We start from the raw sequence: 26,931 nt of genomic DNA, 5'->3' as shown, positions 1-26,931 counted from the left end.
GAGCACACCATGGATACCCTGACCAGCAAACTGCGCGCCCTCGCGCTCGCCGAACCCATCTACGTCGTCGGCATGGGCGCATCCGGCCACGTCACCCTCGACCTCCTGCGCGAAGCGGGCTACAACGCCATCGGATTAGACGAACGCCTGGACGAACGCCGCATCGAAAGACGCAACTTCGACGACCCGGACGCCTTTGCCGGTGCCGCCACCCTCGTCGTCAGCCCCGGTGTGGACCGCCGCCGTGCCGCCTTCACCCACAACTACGCGCGACAAATCAACGACATCGAACTCTTCGCCCTCCTAAACGACAAACCCGTGCTGGCCGTGACCGGCAGCAACGGCAAAAGCACCGTCGTCACCCTGCTTGCCGCCGCCCTCAACCATGCAGGACAACGCGCCAAACTCTGCGGCAACATCGGCCGCCCCGTGCTCGATGCCCTCTTTGACGGCGAACCTGCTGACTGCTATGTCCTCGAACTCTCCAGCTACCAGCTCGAACTCTGCCCCTCGCTCTACCCGCGCGTCGCCGCCATCCTCAACATCACCCCCGATCACCTCGACCGCTACGACGACTTCGCCGCTTACGCTGCCGCCAAAACCAACCTCGTGCGCCAGGCCAGCATCACCATCGTCAATGGCGACGACGAAAACTGCGTCGCCGCCGCCGAACAAGGACAAAACATCATCTACTACGGCAACGCGCCGACCCTGCCGAACCGCGTCGAAAACGGCAAAATCATCCTGCACGGCCACAGTGTTCTCGACACCGCCCGCCTCAACCTGCACGGCGCGCACAACCACAGCAACATCCTCTGCACCCTGCTCATGCTCGAAGCCTACGGCGTGAGCCCCAGCCAGGCCCTGCCCGCCATCGAAACATTCGCCGGCCTGCCGCACCGCATGCAAACCGTGTCCACAGAAGGCGGCGTCCACTGGGTGGACGACTCCAAAGCGACCAATATCGGTGCCGCTGCCGCATCACTGGCAGGCATTAACGGCCCGGTCATCCTCATCGCGGGCGGCGTTGGCAAAAACCAGGACTTCGCCCAACTCGCCGCCATCATCAAAACCAGCAGCGTCCGCCACGTCCTGCTCATCGGCGTGGACAACCGCGCCATGCAGGTCGCCTTCAACGCTGCCAACGTCGCTTACGAAGACTGCGGCAGCATGGACAAAGCCGTCGAGCGCGCCCGCAGCCTCGCCCAAGCGGGTGACACCGTCCTCCTCGCCCCGGCCACCGCCAGCTTCGACCAATACAGCGGCTACGATGCGCGCGGCAATGCCTTCGCCTACGAGGTCACCAGCATATGCCGCTAAACGAACCCGGCAAACAAGCCCAGCGTATCGAGCCGACCCTCACCCGCAAAGAAAACGCTGCGACCCACATCAACGCCTTCCACCACAGCCAGAAACAGCACATCTCGCGCTGGCAGGGACTCGAATTTCCCGACATCTGGCTGCTTTTCGCCTGGCTGGCGCTGATGGCCATCGGCATGATCATGGTCACCTCCGCCTCCATGAGCGAAGCCGTCGGCCACAACAGCGACATGTACCACTACACCACGCGCCAGGCGACCTACTACCTCTGCGGCCTCTTTGCCGCCTACATCTGCTACAGCATGCCGACCCACTACTACTACCAGAACAGCGGCCGCCTGCTCGTCATCTCGCTCATCCTCCTCGGCATCATCTACATCCCCGGCGTTGGTGTCTCCGTCAACGGCGCGCGTCGCTGGATCAACCTGCAACTCTTCAAACTGCAAGTCGGCGAAATCGTCAAACTCGCCATCACCATCTACGCCGCTGCCTTCCTGCAGCGCAACAACCAATTCCTTGACCGCAGCTGGCGGCCGATGATCGAACTCCTCGCCATCACCACCATCTTCGCCGCCATCCTCATCAAACAGCCCGACTTCGGCACCACCATGGTCATGGTCGCCGTCGTCCTCGGCATGATGTACATGGCGGGCGTGAACGCCAAACGCTTCACCTTCTTCTTCCTCGCCGTTATCGGCCTCATGACCGCCGTGCTTGTCGCCGCGCCCTACCGTGTCAAACGCCTGCTCACCTTCCTCGACCCCTGGGAACACCAATACGACGAAGGCTACCAACTGGTGAACTCGCTGATTGCCATCGGCAGCGGCGGCCTCTTCGGCAGCGGCCTCGGCCAGAGCGTACAAAAACACGACTACCTGCCCGAAGCCCACACCGACTTCATCTTCGCCATCATCGCCGAAGAACTCGGCCTCATCGGCGCCCTGGTCGTCATTGCCCTTTTTGTGCTGCTTGTCTGGCGAGCATTTACCATTGGCTATCTTGCCGACCGCGTCCGCCGCCGCTTCGCAAGCCTCCTTGCCTACGGCATCGGCCTCACCATCGCCATTCAGGCACTGGTCAACATCGGCGTGACCACCGGCCTCCTGCCGACCAAAGGCCTGACCCTGCCGCTTGTCAGCTACGGCGGCAGCTCCGTGGTCATCGTCTGCGTCTCGCTCGGCATACTCGCCCGCATCGATGCGGAAAGCCGCTACCAGGCCAAACGCGAAGGGATTATCTGAAAGGCCTTCTAAGCAAAAATAAGTTTTATATATAGGAAATGACGCATGAATAATAAACAGGAAAGAATCAATGATATCTTAAAAACCTGGGAAAAAAAATGTTATCTACCAATTAGTAGCTTTCAACCTGACCCGCCATTTTTTTCACCTGAGGAATTTAAAAATGATATATCATATTTAAAAAACTGTTTTAATCCTGCAATTTTAGAATTACTGGAGTTAGATGCAATAGAATATTTGGAAATGAAGTTGTCTGAATTTCATAAATATATTCGTGACAATGCAGATAGGATTTTAAAAAACATTTCCGGGGTGTATAGCAGACGTGAATTTGCTCCAGAATCTAAAGAAGAATATCAGCAGAAACTAAATGAATTAAAGAGTGTCTTTCAGCAAATAGAATATATTAATATTTACATAGATCTCTACAGTAGAGGTGATAGAGTTATTAAGGAAGCCAAGGAAAGATATGATAAAAAAATTGCAGAATTGCTTGGTGAAGCTAATGAAGTATATCTTTATAGTGAGTATAAAAAACAGGTAGATGAAGTAAGTAAAAGAATCAGCACAAACATACGAACATTAATATTTCTCCTTTTTGCCATTCCTGTTGTACATATCGTTATGCATTGGTTTACATTAAAATTAGGAATGAATAGCGAATCTGTAAGTTCCTATCTTGCGAAATTATTAGCTATAATTCCGTTGGTCTGGATGATTTTATTTACCATAAAGAATATAAGGGAAGATAGAAAAATAGAACAAACCTATAAACATAAGGAGGTGGTTACAAGGACATATCTAAACTTTCTAGAGATGCTCAATAAGGAACCATATTTAGATGATGATGGAAAAGTACGAAAAATTCTTTCTCGAATTGCTGTTGAATCTATGGGATTAAATCCAGCACTTTTATTGGATAAGTCAACAGCCGAGAAAATACCAATGGAAGAACTATTCACGCGAATGATGGATAGAGCTTCGGGAAATTCCGATGGAGCATCTCAACAGAAATAGTCCATAAGTATGGGGAAATAATAGAACTCCCGCTTGATGACGGCCACAAACCTGGCATTTATCCCGCTTGGAGTTCGCCTAATTCCAAATTTCGCACAAAAAAATCCCTTCCCCCGCTTGCGGGGGAAGGTGGCCGAAGGCCGGAAGGGGGAATAAAAAACCAGCGTTTACCTCGTTTCCTATAAACCTAATATCTATCCCGTTTGACGAGCCCAGTATTTTCGCCGCTTGGCGGCAAACCCAGCATCCATCCCGCTTGACAGCTACCTAATTCCGCATTCCGCAAAAAATCCCTTCCCCCGCTTGCGGGGGAAAGTGGCCGAAGGCCGGAAGGGAGGGAATAAAAACCCAGCATCCGCACCGCTTGCGGGGGAAGATAGCCGAAGGCCGGAATAAAAACCCAGCGTTTACCTCGCTTGGCGGCAAACCCAGCATCCATCCCGCTTGGCGGGTAGCCATCATCCTGCCGTGCGGCGTTTTTGGAAGAACTGTTGCAGTTGCGCGCGGCACTCGTCTTCCAATACGCCGCCCTTGACTTCGCGGATGTGGTGGTTGTGCTGCGGGTGGCGGGCGAGGTCAAGGGCGCTGCCGCAGGCGCCGGCGCGCAGGTCGTAGGCACCGAAGACGAGGCGGTCAATGCGGGCTTGTACCAGTGCGCCGGTGCACATGGTGCAGGGTTCGAGGGTGACGTAGAGGGTGGCGCCGCCCAGGCGGTGGTTGGCGAGTGTCTGTCCCGCTGCGCGCAGGGCGAGGATTTCAGCGTGGGCGGCGGGGTCGTGCTCGGTGATGGTGCGGTTATGCGCGGCAGCGATGATTTCGCCTTTGACGACGATGAGCGCGCCGATGGGGACTTCGCCGAGGGCTTCGGCTTGCGCGGCTTGGGCGATGGCGAGGCGGATGTAGTGTTCGTCGTTCATGTCAGGCGCGGCCATCCTGGATGTAGTCGTTGATGGTGGGGTTGAAGCCGCCCAGCCAGTCTTCAAGGTAGAAGAGCATGTCGTCCCAGAAGCTGCCGGTACGGGTATCGGCGAGCGGGGCGATGCGGCGGCGGGCGAAACGGGCGGCACGTTCGCAGGCGGCGCCAAAGTGCTTGTTGCCGGTTTGGTGGCCGCTGGCCTGGATGGCGTAGAGCGCGGACTGGTACCAGGCGAGGCAGCAGGTGAAGTCGCCCAAGTTATGGTTGACGGGGGTGATGCTGCCGTCGTCGTGCAGGGCACGGATGCGGCCAGCATCATCCAGCAGCAGGCAGCCGTTTTCGCCGTAGGTGGCGAAGCAGCGCCAGTTTTCGCCATCGCGGCTGAGGGTAATGAGCTGGTCGGGGTAGCGGATGCAGCGCAGGTTGATGTAGCTGTAGGGGATGTCGTGCAGCAGGCCGTAGGGGTTGTGGAGGATATCGGAGATGGTCATGTGCCGGGGCGGGGTTTCGTGCAGGGTGAAATGCCGGGCGGCGAGGATGGCACGGGTTTCGGGGCTGAGGAGGGTCATGGTTCAGCGCAGGTACACGGCATCTTTGTCCAGTTTGCGCCGTGCACCGCAGTGGCTGTATTCGGTTTGGTCGTGGTGGCTCAGGCGGAAGTAGCGGCCACCATCGTCGCTGTGCCAGCGGTATTCGCCGTCGCTGAAGTCGTAGGCGCTTTGGCGCGACAGGACGCGTTTGCCACTGGCGAGCTTGGGGGTGGCGCTGTATTCGCCGCCCATGTTGGCGTAGTCCACTTGCAGTTCTTGTCCTTTGTCGTTGCCATCGGTGCAGTAGTACATCCAGAACTCGTTGTCGCCGTCGGCGAGTGGCGGGGTGCCTTCGAGGAAGGTGGCGGTGCTGTTTGCGCAGGCGGCAAGGAGCAGGGCGGTGGTCAGGGTCAGAGTTTTGTTCATAAGATGGGTGTGTTGTGATGGAAATGCGCGTGGTTGTCCCGCTTGGCGGGCATCAGGTGTTGGCGGTGAATCCTTCGTCCGTCAGGGTGATGTTGCCCGCTTCTATGGCGCGCAGCCAGTTGATGGTGGTTTCGAAGCCGCCGAGCGGGTAGAAATGCAGTTTGCGGATGGCGTTCTCCGGCTGGGTTTTGCGGTAGATGGCGAGGTCGGTGAGTAGTTTGTCCGGGGTGCTGAGGCCCATCAGGCGGCGGATGTTGCGCCCGTTTCTCCACAGGAAGTTGATGGATTGGCCGATGCCGCAGGCCTGGGCGTGGCGGATGAGCGAGGTGGTGCTGGCGACGCCGGGGATGCCGAGGTGTACGGGCAAGGTGATGTCGCGCGCGCGCAGACGGTCAAGCCAGGTGATGATGGGCGCGATCTGGAAGCAGAATTGGGTGGTGAGGTAGTAGTCGTGCGGGTAGGTGAGGGCGTAGCCCTGTTTTTGGGCTTCGGCGGCTTCTTGTTCGTCTGGGGGGATGTCGGGTGAGCCTTCGGGGTGGCCGGCGAAACTGATGTGCTCGAAGGGGTAGGTTTGCAGGATGCCGGTTTTCATCAGGTCTTTGACGCTGCCGTAAGGGCCGAGCGGCTCTTTGGCACCGCCGGCGAGGACGAGGATGCGGCGGATGCCGAGGGCGGTGATGCGGTCGAGGGTGTGGCGCAGTTCGTCTTCGCTTGCGATGTTACGTAGGGCGAGGTGTGGCACGGCCTGCATATGCTGGCTTTGTAGTTGGGCGCAGGCGTCAATGGTGTCGCTGATTTTGTGGCCGCGCAGGTTGGGGACGTACACTTCGGTGCCGGGAGCGAGCCAGGGACGGATGTCGCCGATTTGGCGCAGGGTTTTGGGGACGATTTCGATGCTGTATTGGTGGATGAGTTGTTGCAGGTCGGTTTTGTCGATGTTCATAGGCGCGGACTCAGGGGGCGAGGCGGTCAATGGTCCAGCCGCTGTCGCCCAAGGTGTAAAGGAAGCGGTCGTGCAGGCGGTTGGGTTGTCCCTGCCAGTATTCGATGGCATGCGGGCGGATGCGGTAGCCGCCCCAGAAGTCGGGCAGCGGGATGTCGCCGTGGGCGAATTTGGCTTTCATGCGCTCCCATTGTTGCATGAGCAGTTGGCGCGAGCTGATGACCTGGCTTTGTGGCGAGGTCCAGGCGCCAAGCTGGCTGCCTTTGGGGCGCGAGAGGAAGTATTTGAGGGTTTGTTCGCGTGAGACTTTTTCGACGCTGCCTTCGATTTTTACCTGGCGTTGCAGGGCGAACCAGGGGAAGTGCATGGAAACGCGCGGGTTGGCGGCGATTTCCTGCGCTTTGCGGCTGTCGTAGTTGGTGTAGAAGACGAAGCCGTCGGCGTCGAAGTATTTGAGCAGGACGGCGCGCTGCGAGGGCTGGCCGTCGGCGGATACGGTGCTGAGGACGAAGCCGTTGGCTTCGGCGATGCCGCTGGCAAGGGCTTCGCTGAACCAGCGCTCGAATTGCCGGATGGGGTCGTCATGCAGGTCAGCGCGTTCGAGCGGCGGGTGGTCGGCGAAGTCTTTGCGGATGTTGCCGATGTCCATGTTCACTCCCCCTTGGCGAGTTTGGCAAAGGCTTGGTCTGCGGCGGTAAGGGTTGCGTCTATCACGGCGGCATTGTGCTGGCTGCCGGTGAAGATGGCTTCAAAGGCAGACGGCGCGAGGTTCACACCGGCATCGAGCATATGGTGGAAAAAGCGGGCGAAGCGGGCGGTGTCGCTGCGTTTGACGGCTTCGAGGTTGTCGATGCGTTCTTCGCTGCTGAAAAAGAGGCCGAGCATGCCGCAAAGGTGATTAACGACGAGCGGGATGCCGTGCGCACGGGCGCGGTCAAGCAGGCCGTCGGCCAGTGCCGTGGTGTGTTCGCTGAGACGTTGGTAAAACGCAGGGTCGTCGGTGAGGCGGAGGCTGGCGATACCGGCGGCGACGGATACGGGGTTGCCGGACAGCGTTCCGGCCTGATAGACGCCGCCAAGCGGGGCAAGCTGTTCCATAATGGCGCGCCGCCCGCCGAAGGCACCCACCGGCATCCCGCCACCGATGATTTTGCCGAGGGTGACGAGGTCGGCCTCAATGCCGTAATACTCTTGCGCGCCGCTGCGGGCGACGCGGAAACCGGTCATCACTTCGTCAAAAATCAGCACGACGCCGTGTGCGCTGCACAGGCGGCGCAGGGTATGCAAAAAGGCAGGGTCGGGCGGGACGCAGCTCATGTTGCCGGCGACGGGTTCGACGATGACAGCGGCGAGGCGGTCGCCGTAGTCGGCAAATACCTGTTCCAGTGCGGGGATGTCGTTATACGGCGCGGTCAAGGTGTGTTGTGCGTAGGCAGCGGGGACACCGGGCGAATCCGGCACGCCGAGGGTGAGTGCACCGGAACCGGCGGCGACGAGCAGGCCGTCGCTGTGACCGTGATAGCAACCGGCGAATTTCAAAAAATCACTGCGGCCAGTGTAGCCGCGCGCAAGGCGAATGGCGCTCATCGTCGCTTCCGTGCCGGAATTGCACAGGCGCACCATCTCCACCGCCGGCACACGGGCAACGATGGCTTCGGCAAGCGCCGTTTCCGCTTCCGTCGGTGCGCCAAAGCCGAAACCGCGTGTCGCCGCTTCCTGTACCGCACGGACAATGGCCGGGTGGGCATGACCGACAATGGCCGGACCATACGAGCCGACGTAGTCGATATAGCGTTTGCCGTCCACATCAAAAATATAAGGCCCCTCAGCACGGGCGATAAAGCGCGGCGTGCCGCCGACACTGCGGAAAGCGCGGACGGGCGAATTGACCCCGCCCGGAATAACCTTTTGCGCGGCGAGAAAAGCATCTTGCGACGACATGGAAAGTACCTCAAAAACAGGAAAGGGCGGCATTATGGAAGCACGGCAGGGGGATTACAACCACAGGCCCGGAAGGGCTTGTCACAGGGGAAAAGTCATTGACAAAATTAAAGAAAAAGGGCAATATCCGCGCCCTCTTTTACCCCTTTTTCATTGATTATTTAGGAGAAATATCTTGGCTAATACAGCACAAGCAAAAAAACGCGTCCGCCAGTCCGAAAAAGCCCGCGCCCATAACGCCAGCCAGCGTTCCGCCATGCGTACTGCCGTGAAAAAATTGCTGCGCACCATCGAAGGTGGCGACAAGAGCGCCATGCAGACCGTTTTCATCGAAGCTTCTTCCGCGCTGGATCGCGCTGCACGCAAGGGCCTCATCCACAAAAATAAAGCGGCCCGCCTGAAAAGCCGTCTGAGCGCCCGCATCAAGGCTGTTGCCGCCTGATTGCTACCGCTTTCCCCAAACCCGCTCCTACGGCGGGTTTTTATTTGCCGAGATATTGCCATGCAGGACAAAAAAGAACCTTCCTCCCTCACACCAGAGAATCCCGCCTCCGCCTTCAAAGGCACGAAAAGTGGCCTCGGCCGCCTTTTTAACGCCCTGCGCTACTCGCTGGACGGCATTAAGGCCGCCATCGAAGAAGCGGGCTTCCGCGAACTGCTGATGCTGCATACGGTACTGCTTATCCTGCTGATTTTCCTGCCTTTCCCGCTGACGCAGAAAATGCTGCTCGTCTTCGCCTCAGGCGCATCGCTTGTCACCGAACTGCTCAACACCGCGCTGGAAGCAGCGGTTGACCATACCTCAACTGCCATCCACCCGCTTGCCAAACGGGCCAAAGACGCGGGTTCAGCGGCGCAATACACCTGCTTGGCCTTCGTCTTTACCCTGTGGGCAATGGCGTTATATGGGGCATTTCTTGCCTGAGGGTGAGGAGATAAAGAACCGCGACACGGGTCGCGGTTTTTTTGTCCGCTCATGTAGGTTTGGCGGGTAGCGCTGCTCATTCTTCCGGCAGACAGTCTTCTGGGTGTTCGCGGATGGTGGCGAGGGATTGTTCGAGCAGCGTTGCGAAATCGGTACAGACGTAGCTGATGGTATCCGGGTCGTGGCTAAAAGCAATGATTTGCCCGCATTGTCCGCTGGCGGTGGGACTGTGGTCAGCAATCAGCAGCAGATCGGGGGCGGAAAAGGCAGCAAAGGGCAGCCAGCCCGCTTGGTACCAGCCACTGCAGATGCGCGGGTCGCGTGGTTGTTCCTGTTCGTAGCCGTCGTATTGTGGCGCGCGGTGCGCCATATACTCACGCTCGCGCAGGGAGTCTGCCAGGGAGAGGAAGCTGTAGCCGGTAATGTAGCCGGGGCGGGCAAAAACGGTTTGCCATTCATCGCTGCCGTTTGCGCTTTGCCAGGTAGCTTTGAGCGCAGGATCAAGGGCAAAACCAAGTGCGGCTTCGGCAGCAGCGAGGTTAGCCGCACTCGCCGGGGGATAGGTGCGCAGGGGTTCAAGGCTATAGTCGCGATAGAGGATGTGCAGGGCATTGAGGTAGGCGGGAAAGAGCGTGATGGACGGATGCGTAGAACGCCTGTAAACAGGAAAGAGACGAGGTGATGTGTCGCAGCCAGTACACAATGAGTATGGCAAGGTGCGTCAACTCTGTATCTTTTCTATTTTTCAAACGTTATCAATGAAAAAACACCCGCTTGCGCGGGTGTCGTGGTTTAGGCTTTGTTTTCTTCGTTAGGCTTATCGTCACCGCTTTGGTCTGCAACGGCAGGCGGTTCGACAGCTTCTTTATTGAGTTCGACCGCTGGCGGGGTAGGCGCTGCCGGTAGCAGGTCGCCTTCCAGTGCTTGTTCCGGGTGAGCCGGGGCGACGCTTTGTCGATAGGCAAGCAACGCGGCTTCCGGGCGGTTTTTTGCGTCGAGGATTTGCGCGTAGAGGGCGAAGGCTTCTGGCGCCTGGCCACGTTTGACGGCTTCTTCGATGGCTTGCAGCGCGGTATCAAGGTCTTTCGCTTTGTAGGCGATGAGCGCTTTGGCGTAGAGGAAGATGGCGTCATTCGCGTGTTTGCTTTCCCACTGCTTCATGTGTTCAAGCTGGGCACGGAAGTCGGCGCGGCGCAGTTGGCTGTATGCCTGGATGAGTTCGAGGTCCTGGCTTTGGCGGATTTCGCCGGCGAGCAGTTTTTCGGCTTCTTCCGGGTGGTCGTTCGCCGCCAGTGCGCCGGCGTATTGCAGGATGAGGGCTTTGTCGCGGCGCAGGTCAGACGGCAGGCGTTTCCACGCTGCTTCGAGCGCCTGGATGTCGCCTTTGGCACCATCGTGCAGGATGCCTTGGGCGTAAGTCTTGCGACGGCTGTCGTAGGCGGCAGTGTCCAGTTGTGGGCGCAGGGCGGAGAGGTTGCTCCAGGCTTTATCCCAGGCTTGCTGTCCGGCATAGGTTTGATCAAGCAGAGCGATGATTTTGCTGTTGCGCGGTTCTTCGTTGTGCAGTTGTTCCAGCAGCTTGAGTGCCTGCTCGTAAGCGCCGTTCTGGACGTGGATTTCGGCCTCGGTCAAGCGGGTCAGGTTGCTTTGTTGCTGGCGGGCACCTTCACGGGCACGTAGCAGGTAGTGATCACGGCGGTCTTTGGCGTTTTGCCGGTCGGCGGCAATGGCAGCGTTTTCGTAGTAGATAACGGCGTCTTGACCAAGTGCGGTCATCAGGCGTCCACCGTGCTCAAGATCGCGTTCGGCACGACCATAGTGGCCAGACAGCATGGCAGCGAGGCCGCTTTTTAGCAGGCGCTCGGCTTTGTGACGGCGGCGCACACTGCTGCTACGGCTGAGGATTTGCGGGCTGTGCCAGAGAACGCAGAGTATGCGCAGGCAGTAGAAGATGATGCCGGAGGCGATAAGTGAGAGGATAAGCCAGACGATGAGCGAGGTTTCGACGTAGTAGCCGGCTGCGAAGACGTAAACGCGTTGTTGTGGGAGCAGGTTGACTGCGTAACCTGCCACGCCGCATAGGCAGAGGGCGAGCAGGATGAGAATGATGCGTACCATGGGTTTACTCCTTCGCCGCTTTTTCGATTTGCTCAATCAGAGCGCCGATGTCTGGAATTTTATCGTCGCTAGTTTCAAGCCTTTCGAGGGTAGCCAGTGCAGCGGCAACGTCGCTGTTTGCAGTGTCAAAGAGGCGCTCGATTTGTGCGTAGAGTTCTTTGGCGATGTGGTTGTAGCCCGCTTGATCCCGCAGTTGCAGGGCGTTACGAGCAAAAGCGAGGTTCAAGCGCAGGTTGTCTTTGTGGATGATTTGCAGGGCGTCGTTGGCTTGTATCCAAGCATTGCCAGCGTCGTCTATTTTGACGACGGTGATGGTTTTTTCGAGAAGGTTTTGCCCGGCATCTTTGAGTTTATCTTGCCAGTCAGCCGGAGCGGTTTGTTCTTTTGCTGCAAGCAGATTGACGGCGTTGACGTTTTTGTACGGCCATTTCGGCAGGGTGGCGATGATGGCCTCTATTTGGGCAGCCGGGGCAGGTTTGGCGGCAAGGATGCCGTATTCGGTGCGCAGTTCGGTCAGCGCATTTTGGTATTTGGCGTATACGGTGCCGTTCAGGTTGAAGAGGGTGTAGGTTTCGCCGGCTTGGTCGAGGTAGGCTTTGGCAGCGCTGTAGTTGCCGTCACTGGCAGCGATTTTTGCCATTTTCAGCGCGTTCAGCAGCGGGTAGGGGTTGGCACTGCTGTTGTTCTGTGCCAAGGCGTGTTCGATAAGGACGCGTTTTTCGTCAATTTGCTGCACAGCAGCTTTAGCGGCGGCTTCGCTTTGTTGTACGGCGGCGATTTCTTTGCTGAGGTCGATTTTGGTTTCGCCTTGGGCGAAGCTTGCCAGCTCTTGCTTGATAAGGCTTTCGACTTGTTCGCGGCTGATGCTGTGTTGTGCGGCGATGGCGGCGATTTGATCGTCGCTGACTTGGTTCGCGGCGACGGCGGCATTCACAGCGGTGTTGATGGCGCTGTCGATATTTTTGGTTTGCTGGTCGAGTTGGGAGACTTGTTGTTCCAGCTCGTCCATTTTGCTGATGGTGGCGTAGGTTTTTGGCGCGGTGTCGTTCAGGTTGAGATTCAGTTTGGCGATAGCGTCGTTGTAATGGGTGGTAATTTTATTCAGGGCGAAGGTACCACCGCCGACAATGGCAAGGCTGACCACGAGGGAAAGGAACGCTAGCCCGCGCCCGCTGCCGCTCTGTGGCGTTTTTTGTTCGTCATGGCCGTGCTGTGTTACGGGGAGTGTTTCTTGCTGATTTTCGGGTTGGTTCGGGTCAGTCATGGAGTTGCTCCTGAGTTGGATTCCACCGTCTGCCACCAGCGGCAGATGGCTGCGATTTGCTCTGTTTCACCGGCTTTTTCGGCATGGATATGCGTATGAAAGCCTTGTTTTTCCGCATATTGCGCCACTCGTTCGCTGATGGCAGCAATACAGGTGCGGCATTTTAGCAGTTTTCGTTTTTCTTGCGGGACTATTGCGAGCAGGTGATCAAGGGTTTGCTGGCTGGCAATGGTGATGATGTGCGGGATTGGCAGGGCGGATGGATAGTGTGTGCTTGGGTTGGTGCGGCGGTAGGGATAGATGGTGTGCACGGTATTGTTTTGACTGAGGGTTTCCGCAAGCATCTGTCTGCCTTCCGGTGCGGCGATAAGGGCGATGCACGCGCCATGCGGTTGCCAGTCAGCGAGTAGTGCTTCGCTGTTATAGGGCGGCGGGGCGCAGCGGTTGGGCGGGCAGGGCAGGGCGGCAGCGGTGGCGGTACCGATAGCGATGGTTTGTTGTCCGTGCAGGGGATATTGGGCGAGCAGGTGTTGCACAGCGGCAGCGCTGGTGAAGATGAGGGTGTCGCTGCTATCAAGGATGGTGCGGTCAGCGGCACTGAGCGGTTGTGGGACGGTTGTCATCAGCGGCAGATGGTAGGTAGTGCCGCCCAACGCGGTGATGCGGGTGCGGAAGGCAGGGTAGTGGCTACTATCGCGGGTGTAGAGGATGATGCAGCCGCTAAGTTCAGACATGGCTGAGGCGGCGCAAGATATCGCGGGCACCACCGGCAATCAGGCGAGCGGCAATGCGCTCGCCCAGCGCGGCGGCATCGGTACGCGGGGCATCGTCGCTTGCGGCGAGATAATCGCTGCCATCCGGCATACCGATGCGTGCTTCCAGGTGAATACGCTCGCCGTGCAGGGTAGCGAAGGCAGCGAGTGGCACCTGGCAGGAACCTTCAAGATAGCGGTTGATGATGCGCTCGGTTTGCACACACAGGGCGGTGTCGGCGTCATTCAGGGCGGCAAGCAGCGGGTAAACGGGACTGTCCAGGCGGCATTCGATACCGATGGCACCCTGGCCGATAGCGGGTAGCGACAGGGCAACAGGCAGAATTTCGCGGATGCGGTCGTGCAGGTCGAGGCGGATCAGCCCGGCGCAGGCGAGGATGATGGCATCGAAATCGCCCCGGTCGAGTTTGGCGAGACGGGTTTGCACATTGCCGCGCAGGTCGCGCAATACCACATCGGGGCGGACGCGGGCGATTTGCATGCGGCGGCGCAGGCTGCACGTTCCGACCACTGCCCCGGCAGGCAGATCGGTGAAGCGGGCGAAGCGGTTGCTGACGAAAGCGTCGTAAGGATTTTCGCGCGGCAGGATGGCAGCGATAGCGTAACCCTCCGGCAGGTGCACACCGACATCCTTCATCGAATGCACGGCAATATCCGCTTCGTCGCGAGCCAGCGCCTGTTCCAGTTCCTTGATAAACAGGCCCTTGCCGCCGATTTTTGCCAGCGGCGCGTCCAGCAACTGATCGCCGCGTGTTGTCATCGGCACTAGGCGGACGGTGAGTTGCGGATAACATTCGCGCAAGCGGGTGGCGACGTGTTCGGCTTGCCACAGGGCAAGTTTGCTTTCGCGGGTGGCGATGCGGATTTCGGGGATAGACAGATTCATGCGGTTACAATGCGCGGAAAGAAACAACCCGCGAGTTTACTGTATGCACAAAGCGAAAACCAACAGCGCCTGGGGCGGACGCTTCCAGGAATCTACCGACGCCTTCGTCGCCGCTTTCACTGCCTCCGTCGGCTTTGACCAGCGTCTTGCCGCCGAAGACATCGCCGGCTCCAAAGCACACGCCGCGATGCTGGTTCAACAAGGCGTCCTCAGCGCCGCCGATGGTGATGCCATTGCCAGCGGATTGGACAGCATTGCCGATGAAATCGCGCGTGGCGAGTTCGTCTGGGACACGGCGCTGGAAGACGTGCACATGAACATCGAAAAACGCCTGACGGATCTCATCGGCGACGCCGGTAAACGTCTGCACACCGGCCGCTCGCGCAACGACCAAGTTGCGACCGATATCCGCCTCTATACCCGTACCGCCATCGACCGCGTCCTCGGTGAAATCCGCCGCCTGCAACGCGCCATCGTTACCTTGGCCGAGCAAGAAGCAGACACCATCATGCCCGGTTTCACCCATCTGCAAGTCGCCCAGCCCGTCACCTTCGGCCATCACCTCATGGCGTGGTACGAAATGCTCAACCGCGACGCCGGGCGCTTCCGCGACAGCCGTGCCCGCCTGAACCAATCCCCGCTGGGTGCCGCCGCGCTCGCCGGCACCACCTATCCTATCGATCGACACATGACAGCGACCACGCTCGGCTTTGCCGCGCCCTGCGCCAACTCGCTCGATGCTGTCTCTGACCGTGACTTTGCCATCGAAACCTGCGCCGCCGCCGCTACCCTGATGATGCACCTCAGCCGCATTGCCGAAGAACTCATCCTTTGGAACAGCGCCGCCTACCGCTTCATCGACCTGCCCGACCGTTTCTGCACCGGCTCTTCCATCATGCCGCAGAAAAAAAATCCTGACGTGCCCGAACTCGTGCGCGGCAAAAGTGGCCGCGTCTATGGTCACCTCATCGCCCTGCTCACCCTGATGAAAAGCCAGCCGCTCGCCTACAACAAAGACAACCAGGAAGACAAAGAACCGCTTTTCGACACATTGGACACCGTCCTCGCCTGCCTGCGCGCCTTTGCCGACATGATTCCCGCCATCGAAGCCAAGCGCGATGCCATGTACCGCGCCGCCGGCGAAGGCTATTCCACCGCGACCGATCTGGCCGACTACCTCGTGCGGCGCGGCGTACCCTTCCGTGATGCCCACGAAATTGTCGGTCGCGCCGTGCATCTCGCTATCGAACGCCAAACCACGCTGGATGCCCTGCCACTTGCCGACCTGCAACAACTCTCGCCCGCCATTGCCACAGATGTGTACCAAAGCCTCACCCTGGAAGGCTCGGTCAACGCCCGCAACCACTTCGGCGGCACCGCGCCCGCACAAGTCAAAGCGCGCATTGCCGCTGCCCGCGAAACCTTGCAGGATTGACATTACCACCCGCCCTGAATTGCACTACTCTTTTGCCATCCCGAATCCGGGCAAACACAGGAGACACCACATGAAAAACACCCTTATCAAAACCTCGCTGCTCGCTGCCATCATTGGCGGACTTGCTGCGTGCAGCACCGTTACCCCGCCGAACCAATCCGGCACCACCACTGCTCGCAACGCCGCCATCGGTGCCGCCGTTGGCGCTGGCATTGGCCAACTGTGGGGTAAAGACACCGAATCCACCCTGACCGGCGCCGCGATTGGCGGCCTCATTGGCAGCCAAGTCCGCACCCCGGACGGCACCGGCACCTACCAGCAACCGACTTACCAACAGCCGACGTACCAACAACCCACCTACCAGCAGCCGACCTACAACAATGGCGGTTACAACAACGGTGGCTACTATAACGGCGGTTATCGTCGCTAAGGAGCGCATATGAAAGCCCTATTGCCGCTCACCCTGCCGCTGCTGCTTGCCGCCTGCACCGCGGCCCCGCGCAACGACGTGCCCTTGCAGGCACAAGCGCCCGGCGCTCCGCTTAATAGCAGTATCGGTAAAGCGGACATTATCGGTGCGCAGCATCTCCGCTATGCCCGCCAGCCGAACGAAGTGAATAATGCCCTCTGGGGCGGCGCTATCGGAGCCGGCATTGGTCAGGCGGCCGGACACGATACCGAAAGCACCGCTTACGGCTTCGGTGCCGGTGTCCTCGGCGGTTATTACAGCGGCTTTCTTTACTAAAGCGCGATAGCAGACAGCAAAATCCCCGGCAGATTGCCGGGGATTTTTTATGGACGCTTCGTTATAGTTAAACATCTAAATAATCGTAACGGCGTTGCGCCGCCTTGCCGTACTACCTGTACTGTCCGCGGCGGCGCGCCTTGTTACGCTTTTTTATCTATTCAACTATAGCGTCGTGATCCGAGCGGCATTTATTCCGCCCAGCGCACGATCTCGGCCAGTGGGCGGCGCGGTTTTGCGGCAATATCGCGGGCGCGGTAGCCGAACGTGACGGCGACGGACACACCATAATCCTCCGCATCCAGTAGCCCTTCCTCGCTGAGAATGCGGTTGACGCTGTCGTAGCGCATCCCCTCGATCGCGCAGGAATCGATGCCGAGCATGGCGGCGCCGGTCATCATGTTGGCGAGGGCGATATAGGTCTGTTTGCAGGCCCAGTCAAAGAGGGCGCGTTCATCGTCGGCGATGCGCAGATCGTTTGTCTGAAAATCGCGGTAGCGCTGATAGATGCGTTGCGCTTCGGTGTCGTTGCTGCTGCGCTTCTTGACGATGGCATCAAAAAAGGCGGAGTCGTAGCGGGCGTGCTTTTTGGCGAGGATGATGACCACGTGGCTGGCGTCATCGAGGGTCGCCTGCATACCCCAGGCGACAGGTTTGAGCTTGTCGCGCAGGGTGCGGTTCTGCACGACGATGAAGCGCCACGGCTCGGAACCGACCGAGCTGGGCGAGAGACGGCCACATTCGAGGATGGCAGCGAAATCGTCGGCGCTGATGGTGCGTGCCGGGTCGTAATAGCGGGTGGAAACACGGCGATGGAAAATGTCGAGCGTTTGAGAAGGGGTCAAGATCATGAGGAATCTCCTGTGGTGTTGGGAGGGTAAAGATAGGGCGGTTTATGCGCCGGGATTCATGCCGCGTTCCTGCATGCTTTGTGCCGCCGATGCGCGCCAATCAGCACCGTAATCACGGCTGAATTGCCGTTCCAGATCAAAAACCGCACTTTCCGGTGCCGACCAGTCATTCTGTTCCAGAACGGCAAAAGGCGGTAGCAGCATGGCGCTACCGAAGTTACGGATGACGCGTTCCTCGTCACATTCCAGCAGCAAGCGCAGACGCCGACGCAGGGGCGGCGGCGGGCAGACGCCGAAGCGGGCGATATAGGCAGTTTCTTCCCAATCCGCGACGCCGAGAGCGGCCAGCCAGTGATATTCTCCGAACCATACCAGCCAGTCAAAGAGCAGCGTAAGGAACAGCGTTTCCAGAGTATCGGCGTCATCCTGCGGCTGACTCAAGGCATTGGCGACGAGTGCGGGCAGATGCAACAAGAGGGTGCGTTCGCAGTGCCGTACTTGCAGCGCTTCTTCGGGGAAAACGGTGCTGCGGCACCAGGCGAAGCCGAGATGGGCGACCAGTGCCTCACCCAGCAACAGTGCGGTGAGACGGACGGTATCGGCGGCATCGCGGCAGAACAGCGTTTGCAACTGTTCGTAGTGCAGATACTGCGCGGCGCCGAACCATTCCAGAGGGCGGCTGCGCTGCAGCGCGCGCCCTTGCCACTGTCGCAGCGAGGGTGTGTCGTCCCAGGCGGTGAGGAAAGCGGCAAGGCGTTTGCGGCGGATAGCGTCGTCATGGGGATTGGTTGGCAATGGGGCATTGTGGCAGGCGATAGTTGACATGGCTTGCCTTGCCTTATCGTCCAAATAGTGCCGCTATGTCCGCTTCCTCTACGGAGCAGGTCTTGCTATCGGGAAGTGCGGCGAGGGCGGATGCACGGTTCGGGTCTTGAGTGGTGCTGATGTGGTGCCAGCTATACGGGCAGCTGATGGTATGGATGATACAGATTCCGGTGGACATGGCAGTATCCTGAATGAACGGGCGAAAAAAGTGTTCCCCATTCTGGGCAGCATGGGGAAGCGCCTATTGTACGGTGGTGATGACCGCTTGCTGTCGATAAGCCGCCTGCGTCAAATACTGGGTTCGCTAAACGGCATCCATAGCGGGGTTAGTCGCCTTGCGGGTTGCTCAACCCTTGTCTGGGGTTTTGCCATTCTAATAGACGCCCAGCAGGGTGAATAACACCACGCCCAGATTAACCGCCGTATGTAAAGCCACCGATGCCCACAGATTGTGGTGGTGCAGACGGATTAGACCAAAGAGCAGACCCAGGAGCAGGTAATAGGGCAGTAACGGCAGAAGGCCGGGTCCCATATGGCCGAGGGCAAATAGCAGTGACGACCAGCCCAGTAGTCCCCAATAACCGCAGCGCGCTTGCAGATAGTAGAAAAACAGGCCACGGAAGGCGATTTCTTCCGTCAGCGGTATCAGCAGGGCAGCACTGGCGGCAAAAAACCACCAGGGCGCCAGGGGCTTAAAGATCGGGTCATCCGGTAGCGGTTCGATCATAAGCAGGCAGGCCTTGTAGGCCAGCACCAGCAGTAATAGGGCCGCCGGAATTTGCCAGAGCAGTTGCCACATGGAACGCTGCGGCTGATGAAAGCCGATGTCGGCCCAGGTCAGCCCCAGCCTGCGTCGCTGACGGTTTTGCAGCGCCAGTAAAAGCAGTAACAACAGGGGCATAACCATGCAAAGGATAAAACTAGCCGGATGGGGGCGGCGGGCGTAGGCCAGATAAGAAGCGATAAAAATGCCCAAGGCGAGCGCGTTAAAGAGCAGTACTGCCAACAGGGCCCGAACCATGGCCCAATGGCCTATGGACGGTGGCGAATGGTCATGCATGGTTAAATCTCCTTATTAAACAATGAATTAGATGGAAGTTGGGATGAAGGCTGCGCCAGTGCCGCCACCGGTACGCCGTTTTCATCGCCATAGTTGCGAATTGTAGTCTTGCAGGCTGTGAATTTTCCGGTCAGTAGAGGACAAGGGGAAGAGGAGTCAATAAAAGCTGCTACGGAGACCGCTTTTACGGATCTCAGCACGTTGAGGCATAGAGAAAAATCCCGCTTGGCAAAGAAAGAACGAATGGAGAGGGTAATGCGTGCATCCCGCTGCGAATTGGCGGACAATTCGCCCATCATCACCGCCCCTTATCCTTTTTCAAAGAATGAAAAAGCAGGCAGTATTTGGCAGCTAATAACGCTGGGGAAAATGCAAGAAATTCATAATATGCCGTGTTTGGCATTGGGGGATGCGCGTAAGAAATGGGTAGATGTTTTAATGTCTATACGGGATCTATTGGGGACAATAGCCAATATTTTTCCTTGCAATATTTCATCACGCGTATTCCCTGCTTTCAGGAATTATTCGCTACTAAATGATAAATGTCCTAATGCTGGTTCAGTAAGCAGGACAGTATTATCATCAATGCCGTAAAGTACAGAAAAGTGTTCATTATTGCGGTAACGCAGATAAACAATAACTGGACTGTGTAATTGTTTCAGTTGCGCAAATGACAAGGCATATTCCTGTGCACGGAATCTCAGTTCCGGCAAAATCTGCTGCATATCGGCATAAGGAGCTCGTTCTTCTTTTTTGGCAACTTTTTTGAACAAGGATAAAATCTTTTCTTCCGTAACTTGTTGTCCATATTGTCGGTTAAGCAGAGTAGCAATAGAAGCCGCGGCGCAGAAATAATCCAAATCCTATTTTATAATGCCGTTGTCACGCATGGTCTTCCAGTCTTTTACCTGTAATACAGATGAAAGATAAATAACATTATTTTCTTGGAAAGAAGGGGTAGCATAAATAAGAGTACAGCATGCTAAATTTAGCGTAAATATGCTATTCTTTGTTATCATTATTAACTTCTGTTTCTCTAGTCTTTTTTAAAAAAGAAGAAATACTACGATTTCCATAGGTTTCCGCATAATTATTAATAAAATGCATAGAGCTTACTAGAAATAAAGCACCTCCAATTAACATTAAATATAAAGGCCATCTAATGTTTTTTAGTAAGATTGATGCTATTATAAAGAATAAAGTTGCCAATATAAAAGAGTACATACACTTTGTCTTATAAGGTTTTTTTGCTCTCCCAATATTGGCAGCAATAAAACCCATTCCCAATATGACTAAATAACTCACAGTTTGCCAATGCATGACTTTCACCAAAAATATTTAATTAATACCCATAAGGCCAAGGAAGAGTTGGCGTCCTTGGCTTGTTTATGTTTCAGTAATCATGATAGTCCATGCTATTATATTTTGCAAATATTCTCTGTTCCTCTGCTGCTCGTTGTTGAGGTTCGTTGACAGAAGCAGCGACCCCTATTGATACTCCAAAATCATCAAAGACAAGCCCGGTTGATCTTGTCTGCTACAGATGCTGCAATTTTTTCCCTGTAACTAATGCGGGATAAGCTGCTCGAGCTGTAGGAATTGCGTCTATAGCTAAAGCGGTTGTTGTTAATTCTATGCTTGCAGGCTGTCCTATTTCCAAATGACTTATCCCATGGCTAGTCTATACATTAAAATCCTCACATAATAATGCAGTTAATACTGCTGCTGGTATGCGTGCCCCTTACGTCTTTTCCATTTCGTCCTGCGATAAGATAGCGAGTTCTTTCGCATGCTCTTGAAATAAGAGATTGCCAATATCCCTATTTGCTATTGCATCCTGTCCTTTGCGGGCATAAAGATTCACTACTGTGGGTTTGACCGCAGGTTTCATATGCTTAACACTATAATCCAACCTGGCGGTGTCATCTGCAAAAGCAGATACTCCTGTAATGACAAACGAATAACCTACGCCAAAGTCGGCATAGGTATCGCTTGCAAACGTACCAATGCGTTTCCCCTTGATGCGGTCGGGATTTTTCCCCGCCCATTTCAGGTTGGCGCTAAGGGTGGTACGGTCATTGGCTGCGAAAGACACGTCGGCGCGTAGCAGCCAGTAGTTACCAACTTTGTGGTCGGTAGAATTGTTGAGGTTGAAGCGGTAGCCGCCGGTAAAGGAAAACACTATGGGATCAACGGCTTTGCAGGTGTTTATGCCGAGGAACCGAGAGCGTCCATAAACGTTTTTCCCGTTTATTTTGTCTAATGCGCTGGTTTCTAACGCCAATGTTAGCCAAGCGACGCAAATACCGAGTTTGCCAAGTGAAATTACCCCCTTCACTCAAGAAAGAGGGAGATAGGGCTCTCGTCCGCAGAGCGAATGCTGTCAAGCGGTGTCATTACTGGATTCGCCAAGCGGCGTAAATAGCGGGTTTTGTAGAGACGTTGCCTGCAATGTCTCAAAGCGTGCATCCCGCTGCGAATTGGCGGACAATTCGCCCACCATCACAGCCGCTCTTCTTATGCACGTCCACATCCCCCTTGCCGCCCTCACCGCGCCGCTGCGTGATCTCCTCGCCTATCGCGACCGTCCGCAGCTTTTCGCCCTGCTCATCTATCAGGCCATCACCACCACTGGTTTTACCCTGCTCATCCCGCTCGTTTCCGTGCATTTTGTCGGTGATGTCGGCATGGCGGCGGCGACAGTTGGTATGGCGCTTGCCCTGCGGCAGATCAGCCAGCAGGGGCTGACTTTCATCGGCGGGATGCTCGCCGACCGCTACGGTCTGAAACCGGTACTCTGCTCCGGCCTCATCATCCGCGCCACCGGTTTTTTTATGCTCGGCTTTGCGACGACGCTGCCGGTCTTTTTCCTCGCCCTGCTGCTCACCGGCCTCGGCGGGGCGCTGTTTGATGCGCCATTTCAGGCGGCGACCGTCGCCATGACCCGCCCGGATGAGCGCCGCCAGTTTTACCTGATTGCTAACTACCTCACCGGCATTGCCTCTACCTTCGGCCCGCTGCTCGCCATCGCCCTGCTCACCATCGGTTTTCACGCGGTGGGCATCGCTGCCGGCAGCTGCTTCCTCACCAACGTCTTCGTCGCGCTGCGCTATTTCCCGGACACGCGCAAACAGGCGGCAGAGGCAGAAGGCGACACCCCGCATCTGCGCAGTCTGCTGCGCGACCGCACCTATCTGCACTTCGTCGCCATCGTGTGCGGCTACTGGTTCATCGTCATGCAGGTCAACATCACCTTCCCGCTGCTTGCCGAAGCGCTCACCGGCACGAAAGCGAGCGCCGGGCTGTTTTACACCTACAGCTCCGTCCTCACCCTCCTCCTGCAATATTTCCTCGTGCGCCGCCTGCAACGCCATTGGGCCAGCCACCAGCTGCTCATCGCTGGTACGCTGGTGATGACCCTCGGCACATTCCTGCTCGGCACCTCGCCGAGTTTCGCCGTCTTCCTGCTTTGGGTGAGCGTGTACACCCTCGGTTACCTCGTCAGCCGCCCGATGCTCGACATCCTCGTCGCCCACCTCGCCCATCCGCGCGCGCTGGGGCTGTACGTCGGCTTCGGTGCTATCAGCATGGGTTTCGGCGGCGGTGTCGGCAATTTCATCGGCGGCTATTTGTACGACCTCGGCAAGGCCTGGCAAATGCCACTCCTGCCGTGGTGCATTTTTGCCGCCGTCGGCGTTGCGACCGCCTGGCTGCTGGCGCATTACTTCAAAAAACACCCGCAGGCGGTGACGCAATAACGTCGCCCGCCGTGATACATTGCCGTTCCTCCCATTTTCACAACGGACCCTTCATGAAACCCGCCAACAACATCATCGTTATCTTCGGCGCCTCCGGCGATCTCACCCGCCGCAAACTCATCCCCGCCCTCTATCATCTCTACAAAAACAACCAGTTGCCGGACAAATTCGCCGTTCTCGGCGTGAGCCGCAGCGAGCTGGATGACGCCTCCTTCCGTGACGCCATGCGGCAGAACCTCATCGACAAGGAAAATGCAGGCGGAACAACACTGGATGATTTCTGCACCCGCCTCTATTACCAGTCGCTCAACACCGCCGACCGCGACGATTACGGCAAGCTCGTGCCACGTCTTGATGCCCTGCACGCCGAATACCAGACCGGCGGCAATACCCTCTACTATCTTTCCACCCCGCCCAGTCTCTACGGCATCATCCCCGCCTGTCTCGCTGCGCACGGCCTGAACAGCGAAAATCACGGCTGGAAACGCCTCATCGTGGAAAAACCCTTTGGCTACGATGCGCAAACCGCGCGCGAGCTGGACGCAACCATCCACCACGACTTCCTCGAACACCAGATTTACCGTATCGACCACTACCTCGGCAAAGAAACCGTGCAGAACCTGCTGGTGCTGCGCTTCTCCAACGGCCTGTTCGAGCCGCTCTGGAACCGGAACTACATTGACTACGTGGAAATCACCGCCGCCGAAACCATCGGCGTGGAAAACCGGGGCGGTTACTACGACGGATCCGGCGCGGTGCGCGACATGTTCCAGAACCACCTTCTGCAAATCCTGGCGATGGTGGCGATGGAGCCGCCCGCGCTGATTGATGCCGATTCCATGCGTGACGAAGCGGCGAAAGTCCTGCACAGCCTGCACCCGCTTGATGCCGAATACCTGAAGAACAACCTCGTCCTCGCCCAGTACGGCAAAGGCGAAATCAATGGCCGGGCGGTTCCCGGCTACCGTCAGGAAAAAGGCGTCGCCCCGGACAGCAGCACCGAAACCTACATGGCGCTGCGCCTGCAAATCGATAACTGGCGCTGGAGCGGCGTGCCCTTCTACATCCGCACCGGCAAATACCTGCCGCTGCGCTTCACCGAAGTCGTCATTCACTTCAAAAGTACGCCACACCCCGTCTTTAACCAGCGCGCGCCGGAAAACAAACTTATCCTCCGTATCCAGCCGGACGAAGGCATCGCCATGCGCTTCGGCCTGAAAAAACCGGGCGCGGGCTTCGAATCCGAAGAAGTGGCGATGGACTTCCGCTACGCCGATCTCGCTGAGAACAACGTCCTCACCGCTTACGAACGCCTCCTGCTCGATGCGATGAAAGGCGATGCCACCCTGTTTGCGCGCACCGACGCCGTGCATGCCTGCTGGAAATACGTCCAGCCCATCCTCGATTACAAGGCGAACCGGGGCGCCATCGCCAGCTACGAACCTGGCAGCTGGGGCCCGGTAGAAGCGGACAAAATGATTGCGCGCAGTGGCCGCGTCTGGCGGCAGCCGAGAAAAGCCTGAGACAAGAGGCCTCCCCCATGCAAAACATCCATATCCACGCCGACAGCGACGCCCTCGTCGCCCATATCGCCGCCGAACTCGCTGCCATCAGCCACCGTCCGGGCGTACAGCACATCGCCCTCTCTGGCGGCAGCACGCCCAAACAACTCTACCGCCTTCTCGCGAGCGAGGCCTGGCGCGGACGCGTCAACTGGGCGAACCTGCACCTGTGGTGGGGGGACGAACGCTGCGTCCCGCCGCAAGACCCGGAAAGCAACTATGGCGAAGCCGAGCGCCTGCTCCTCGCCTACGTTCCCGTGCCCGCCGCCCACATCCACCGCATGCGCGGCGAAGCCGACCCGACCGCAGAACGCGCCCGCTACGCCGCCGATATCGCCGCCCACATCCCGGATGGTCGCTACGACTGGATCATCCTCGGCATCGGCGACGACGGCCACACCGCCTCGCTCTTTCCCGGCGCGACCGACTACGCAAGCGGGGAAAACGTCGCTATCGCCCACCACCCGCAGAGCGGACAAACCCGCCTGACCCTGACCGCACCGCTCATCATGCGCGGCAAACGCCTCAGCTACCTCGCAACCGGCAGCGGCAAAGCTTCCATCCTCGGCCAAATCGCCGCTGGCGCGGACTACCCCGCCGCCCGTATCCGCGCCACAGACGGCATGACCGAATACCACCTCGACCGTGCCGCAGCCGCGCAACAGTCATAACCACCCCATCCACCAATCCACAACAGGAGCAGACATGCCAAAAGCAGACATCGGTGTCATCGGCCTTGCCGTCATGGGCCAAAACCTCATCCTCAACATGAACGATCACGGCTACCACGTCGTTGCCTACAACCGCACCACCGCCAAAGTGGACGAATTCCTGCAAGGCGCGGCCAAGGGTACCAACATCAGCGGTGCGCACAGCATCCCGGAACTCGTGGAAAAACTGAAAAGTCCGCGCATCATCATGCTTATGGTGCGCGCCGGCGACGTGGTAGACCAATTCATCGACCAGCTTGTCCCCCACCTCGCCCCCGGTGACATCATCATCGACGGTGGCAACTCCCATTACCCCGACACCACCCGCCGCGTTCACGCCCTGCGCGACAAAGGCATCCGCTACGTCGGCGCCGGCGTCTCCGGCGGTGAAGAAGGCGCGCGCCACGGCCCTTCCATCATGCCGGGCGGCGATATCGAGGCCTGGCCGCACATCAAACCCATCCTGCAAGCGATTGCCGCCAAAACCCCGGACGGCGAACCCTGCTGCGACTGGGTCGGCGCCGACGGCGCGGGCCACTTCGTGAAAATGGTGCATAACGGCATCGAATACGGCGACATGCAGCTCATCTGCGAGGCCTACCACATCATGAAAGACGGCCTCGGCCTTGATCACGACGCCATGCACCGTGTCTTCAGCGAATGGAACAAGACCGAGCTCGACAGCTACCTCATCCAGATCACCGCCGCCATCCTCGCCTACAAAGACACGGATGGCAGCCCGCTGGTCGAGCACATCCTCGACACTGCCGGACAAAAAGGCACCGGCAAATGGACCGCCATCAACGCCCTTGATTACGGCATCCCGCTTACCCTCATCAGCGAAGCCGTGTACGCGCGCACCATCTCCGCTGCCAAAGACGCGCGCGTGGCGAACGCCGCTCACTTCCCGCGCCCGGCTACGCGCATCGACGGCGACAGCGCCACCTGGATTGAAGCCCTGCGCAAAGCCCTGCTCGCGGCAAAAATCATCTCCTACGCCCAGGGCTTCATGCTCATCCGCGAAGCCTCCGAACAGCACGGCTGGCACATCAACTACGGCGCAACCGCCATGCTGTGGCGCGAAGGCTGCATCATCCGCAGCCGCTTCCTTGGCGACATCCGCGACGCCTATGCGCAAGACCCCGACCTCAACTTCCTCGGCGCCGCGCCTTACTTCCGCCACATCCTGCAACAAAACCTCGCCGACTGGCGCCAAGTCGTCGCTGCTGCCATCAGCTACGGTATCCCCGTGCCATGCATGGCTTCGGCGCTGACCTTCCTCGACGGCTACACCAGCGCGCAACTGCCTGCCAACCTGCTGCAAGCCCAGCGCGACTACTTCGGCGCGCACACCTACGAACGCACCGACCAGCCGCGCGGGAAGTACCACCACACCAACTGGACCGGCACCGGCGGCGACACCGCTTCGACCACCTACGACGCCTGAACAGGCATTACACCAACCCCCGCAACAAGCGGGGGCTTTTACCGGCATTGCCAAGAACCATGAAAACCCTCCTCCTCACCAGCCTCCTCCTGCTCACCGCCTGCGCCCAACAGCCAACGTCCACCGCCGCCCGGCATGACACGCGCGGCAACCACATCGGCATCTCGAACGAAAGCGGCGACACCGAGTTGTACGGCAGCATTGGTATTCGCGCCAAAGCCAGCAAATAGGATCTTTC

At 57.9% G+C, this 26,931-nt stretch carries 32 protein-coding genes; 13 read left to right on the top strand and 19 right to left on the bottom strand.

Going from position 1 to position 26,931, the window contains the following annotated elements; genetic code table 11:
- Positions 1–9 precede the first annotated feature (9 nt).
- From murD to LG374_RS02230, 3 genes are read left to right on the top strand one after another with little or no spacing between them, the layout of a single operon-like run.
- Positions 10–1,320, top strand: coding sequence for a UDP-N-acetylmuramoyl-L-alanine--D-glutamate ligase (gene murD / locus LG374_RS02240; RefSeq protein WP_225756185.1), 1,311 nt, complete (start codon positions 10–12; stop codon positions 1,318–1,320).
- The gene (gene ftsW, locus LG374_RS02235; protein ID WP_225756184.1) at positions 1,311–2,561 is read left to right on the top strand and encodes a putative lipid II flippase FtsW; all 1,251 of its coding nucleotides are present in this window, start codon (positions 1,311–1,313) and stop codon (positions 2,559–2,561) included. Before murD ends, ftsW begins: the two co-directional genes overlap by 10 nt.
- 45 nt (positions 2,562–2,606) lie before the next feature.
- Positions 2,607–3,578, top strand: coding sequence for a hypothetical protein (locus tag LG374_RS02230; protein ID WP_225756183.1), 972 nt, complete (start codon positions 2,607–2,609; stop codon positions 3,576–3,578).
- A 458-nt stretch (positions 3,579–4,036) separates the two neighbouring features.
- Here the strand turns inward: LG374_RS02230 and tadA are convergent, their stop codons facing one another.
- Genes tadA through hemL form a run of 6 tightly spaced genes read right to left on the bottom strand, consistent with a single transcriptional unit; the run spans position 4,037 to position 8,334 of the window.
- Positions 4,037–4,495 (bottom strand): tRNA adenosine(34) deaminase TadA, encoded by a 459-nt coding sequence (tadA, locus tag LG374_RS02225; RefSeq protein WP_225756182.1) that lies wholly within the window; start codon positions 4,493–4,495, stop codon positions 4,037–4,039.
- Position 4,496: 1 nt separating this feature from the next.
- The gene (locus LG374_RS02220; RefSeq protein ID WP_225756181.1) at positions 4,497–5,063 is read right to left on the bottom strand and encodes a hypothetical protein; all 567 of its coding nucleotides are present in this window, start codon (positions 5,061–5,063) and stop codon (positions 4,497–4,499) included.
- Between the two features lie 3 nt (positions 5,064–5,066).
- A complete protein-coding gene (locus tag LG374_RS02215) occupies positions 5,067–5,450 on the bottom strand; it encodes a hypothetical protein (protein WP_225756180.1) in 384 nt (127 codons plus the stop codon).
- Between the two features lie 52 nt (positions 5,451–5,502).
- Positions 5,503–6,393 (bottom strand): methylenetetrahydrofolate reductase, encoded by an 891-nt coding sequence (locus tag LG374_RS02210; RefSeq protein ID WP_225756179.1) that lies wholly within the window; start codon positions 6,391–6,393, stop codon positions 5,503–5,505.
- Between the two features lie 10 nt (positions 6,394–6,403).
- Positions 6,404–7,042, bottom strand: coding sequence for a pyridoxamine 5'-phosphate oxidase (gene pdxH, locus LG374_RS02205; RefSeq protein WP_225756178.1), 639 nt, complete (start codon positions 7,040–7,042; stop codon positions 6,404–6,406).
- Positions 7,043–7,044: 2 nt separating this feature from the next.
- Complete coding sequence (hemL, locus tag LG374_RS02200) at positions 7,045–8,334, bottom strand: glutamate-1-semialdehyde 2,1-aminomutase (protein WP_225756177.1); 1,290 nt, start codon at positions 8,332–8,334, stop codon at positions 7,045–7,047.
- A 175-nt stretch (positions 8,335–8,509) separates the two neighbouring features.
- Between hemL and rpsT the strand changes: the two genes are divergently transcribed.
- Positions 8,510–8,776: a 30S ribosomal protein S20 gene (gene rpsT, locus LG374_RS02195; protein WP_225756176.1), complete on the top strand. Its 267-nt coding sequence runs from the start codon at positions 8,510–8,512 to the stop codon at positions 8,774–8,776.
- 60 nt (positions 8,777–8,836) lie between these two features.
- The gene (locus tag LG374_RS02190) at positions 8,837–9,259 is read left to right on the top strand and encodes a diacylglycerol kinase (protein ID WP_225756175.1); all 423 of its coding nucleotides are present in this window, start codon (positions 8,837–8,839) and stop codon (positions 9,257–9,259) included.
- A gap of 76 nt (positions 9,260–9,335) precedes the next feature.
- Here LG374_RS02190 and LG374_RS02185 read toward each other — a convergent pair whose 3' ends face one another.
- The 5 genes from LG374_RS02185 to hemC form a co-directional block, all read right to left on the bottom strand.
- A complete protein-coding gene (locus tag LG374_RS02185) occupies positions 9,336–9,974 on the bottom strand; it encodes an SMI1/KNR4 family protein (protein WP_225756174.1) in 639 nt (212 codons plus the stop codon).
- Between the two features lie 77 nt (positions 9,975–10,051).
- Positions 10,052–11,377, bottom strand: coding sequence for a heme biosynthesis HemY N-terminal domain-containing protein (locus LG374_RS02180; RefSeq protein ID WP_225756173.1), 1,326 nt, complete (start codon positions 11,375–11,377; stop codon positions 10,052–10,054).
- Between the two features lie 4 nt (positions 11,378–11,381).
- Positions 11,382–12,641 (bottom strand): uroporphyrinogen-III C-methyltransferase, encoded by a 1,260-nt coding sequence (locus tag LG374_RS02175; RefSeq protein ID WP_225756172.1) that lies wholly within the window; start codon positions 12,639–12,641, stop codon positions 11,382–11,384.
- Positions 12,638–13,375, bottom strand: a complete 738-nt coding sequence (locus tag LG374_RS02170) for a uroporphyrinogen-III synthase (RefSeq protein ID WP_225756171.1) — start codon at positions 13,373–13,375, stop codon at positions 12,638–12,640. The genes LG374_RS02175 and LG374_RS02170 overlap by 4 nt, the downstream gene beginning before the upstream one ends.
- On the bottom strand, positions 13,368–14,300 hold the full coding sequence (hemC, locus tag LG374_RS02165) for a hydroxymethylbilane synthase (protein WP_225756170.1): 933 nt from the start codon (positions 14,298–14,300) through the stop codon (positions 13,368–13,370). The genes LG374_RS02170 and hemC overlap by 8 nt, the downstream gene beginning before the upstream one ends.
- 43 nt (positions 14,301–14,343) lie before the next feature.
- Here hemC and argH point away from each other — a divergent pair, with 43 nt between their 5' ends.
- The 3 genes from argH to LG374_RS02150 all read left to right on the top strand — a co-directional run bounded on the left by argH (position 14,344) and on the right by LG374_RS02150 (position 16,480).
- Complete coding sequence (gene argH, locus LG374_RS02160; protein ID WP_225756169.1) at positions 14,344–15,735, top strand: argininosuccinate lyase; 1,392 nt, start codon at positions 14,344–14,346, stop codon at positions 15,733–15,735.
- A gap of 70 nt (positions 15,736–15,805) precedes the next feature.
- Positions 15,806–16,165, top strand: a complete 360-nt coding sequence (locus LG374_RS02155) for a glycine zipper 2TM domain-containing protein (protein WP_225756168.1) — start codon at positions 15,806–15,808, stop codon at positions 16,163–16,165.
- Between the two features lie 9 nt (positions 16,166–16,174).
- Positions 16,175–16,480 (top strand): flagellar biosynthesis protein FlgH, encoded by a 306-nt coding sequence (locus LG374_RS02150; protein ID WP_225756167.1) that lies wholly within the window; start codon positions 16,175–16,177, stop codon positions 16,478–16,480.
- Between the two features lie 191 nt (positions 16,481–16,671).
- On the opposite strand, the gene LG374_RS02145 is transcribed toward LG374_RS02150, so the two are convergent.
- From LG374_RS02145 to LG374_RS02110, 8 genes are all read right to left on the bottom strand, one after another.
- Complete coding sequence (locus LG374_RS02145; protein WP_225756166.1) at positions 16,672–17,331, bottom strand: NAD(P)H-dependent oxidoreductase; 660 nt, start codon at positions 17,329–17,331, stop codon at positions 16,672–16,674.
- A 42-nt stretch (positions 17,332–17,373) separates the two neighbouring features.
- Entirely contained in the window at positions 17,374–18,156 is a 783-nt protein-coding gene (locus tag LG374_RS02140) for a hypothetical protein (RefSeq protein WP_225756165.1), read from the bottom strand.
- A gap of 13 nt (positions 18,157–18,169) precedes the next feature.
- Entirely contained in the window at positions 18,170–18,334 is a 165-nt protein-coding gene (locus LG374_RS02135; protein ID WP_225756164.1) for a hypothetical protein, read from the bottom strand.
- Positions 18,335–18,529: 195 nt separating this feature from the next.
- On the bottom strand, positions 18,530–19,216 hold the full coding sequence (locus tag LG374_RS02130; RefSeq protein ID WP_225756163.1) for a CPBP family intramembrane glutamic endopeptidase: 687 nt from the start codon (positions 19,214–19,216) through the stop codon (positions 18,530–18,532).
- 2 nt (positions 19,217–19,218) lie between these two features.
- Positions 19,219–19,515 (bottom strand): hypothetical protein, encoded by a 297-nt coding sequence (locus LG374_RS02125; protein ID WP_225756162.1) that lies wholly within the window; start codon positions 19,513–19,515, stop codon positions 19,219–19,221.
- A gap of 222 nt (positions 19,516–19,737) precedes the next feature.
- Positions 19,738–20,076 carry a C39 family peptidase gene (locus LG374_RS02120; protein ID WP_225756161.1) on the bottom strand — a complete coding sequence of 113 codons (339 nt, stop codon included), beginning with the start codon at positions 20,074–20,076 and terminating at the stop codon, positions 19,738–19,740.
- Positions 20,077–20,218: 142 nt separating this feature from the next.
- Complete coding sequence (locus LG374_RS02115; protein ID WP_225756160.1) at positions 20,219–20,536, bottom strand: hypothetical protein; 318 nt, start codon at positions 20,534–20,536, stop codon at positions 20,219–20,221.
- 421 nt (positions 20,537–20,957) lie between these two features.
- Entirely contained in the window at positions 20,958–21,500 is a 543-nt protein-coding gene (locus tag LG374_RS02110; RefSeq protein WP_225756159.1) for a hypothetical protein, read from the bottom strand.
- Positions 21,501–21,735: 235 nt separating this feature from the next.
- Between LG374_RS02110 and LG374_RS02105 the strand changes: the two genes are divergently transcribed.
- From LG374_RS02105 to LG374_RS02085, 5 genes are read left to right on the top strand one after another with little or no spacing between them, the layout of a single operon-like run.
- A complete protein-coding gene (locus tag LG374_RS02105) occupies positions 21,736–22,974 on the top strand; it encodes an MFS transporter (RefSeq protein WP_225756158.1) in 1,239 nt (412 codons plus the stop codon).
- A 53-nt stretch (positions 22,975–23,027) separates the two neighbouring features.
- Complete coding sequence (gene zwf, locus LG374_RS02100) at positions 23,028–24,497, top strand: glucose-6-phosphate dehydrogenase (protein ID WP_225756157.1); 1,470 nt, start codon at positions 23,028–23,030, stop codon at positions 24,495–24,497.
- 17 nt (positions 24,498–24,514) lie between these two features.
- The gene (gene pgl, locus LG374_RS02095) at positions 24,515–25,207 is read left to right on the top strand and encodes a 6-phosphogluconolactonase (RefSeq protein ID WP_225756156.1); all 693 of its coding nucleotides are present in this window, start codon (positions 24,515–24,517) and stop codon (positions 25,205–25,207) included.
- A 34-nt stretch (positions 25,208–25,241) separates the two neighbouring features.
- The gene (gene gnd / locus LG374_RS02090; RefSeq protein ID WP_225756155.1) at positions 25,242–26,693 is read left to right on the top strand and encodes a decarboxylating NADP(+)-dependent phosphogluconate dehydrogenase; all 1,452 of its coding nucleotides are present in this window, start codon (positions 25,242–25,244) and stop codon (positions 26,691–26,693) included.
- 59 nt (positions 26,694–26,752) lie between these two features.
- Entirely contained in the window at positions 26,753–26,923 is a 171-nt protein-coding gene (locus tag LG374_RS02085; RefSeq protein WP_225756154.1) for a hypothetical protein, read from the top strand.
- Positions 26,924–26,931 lie beyond the last annotated feature (8 nt).

Source organism: Cardiobacterium sp. Marseille-Q4385 (assembly GCF_916618745.1).
Taxonomy (GTDB): domain Bacteria; phylum Pseudomonadota; class Gammaproteobacteria; order Cardiobacteriales; family Cardiobacteriaceae; genus Cardiobacterium.
The sequence above is the reverse complement of the archived record's forward strand: the minus strand, read 5'-3'. Positions and strand labels throughout refer to the sequence as shown.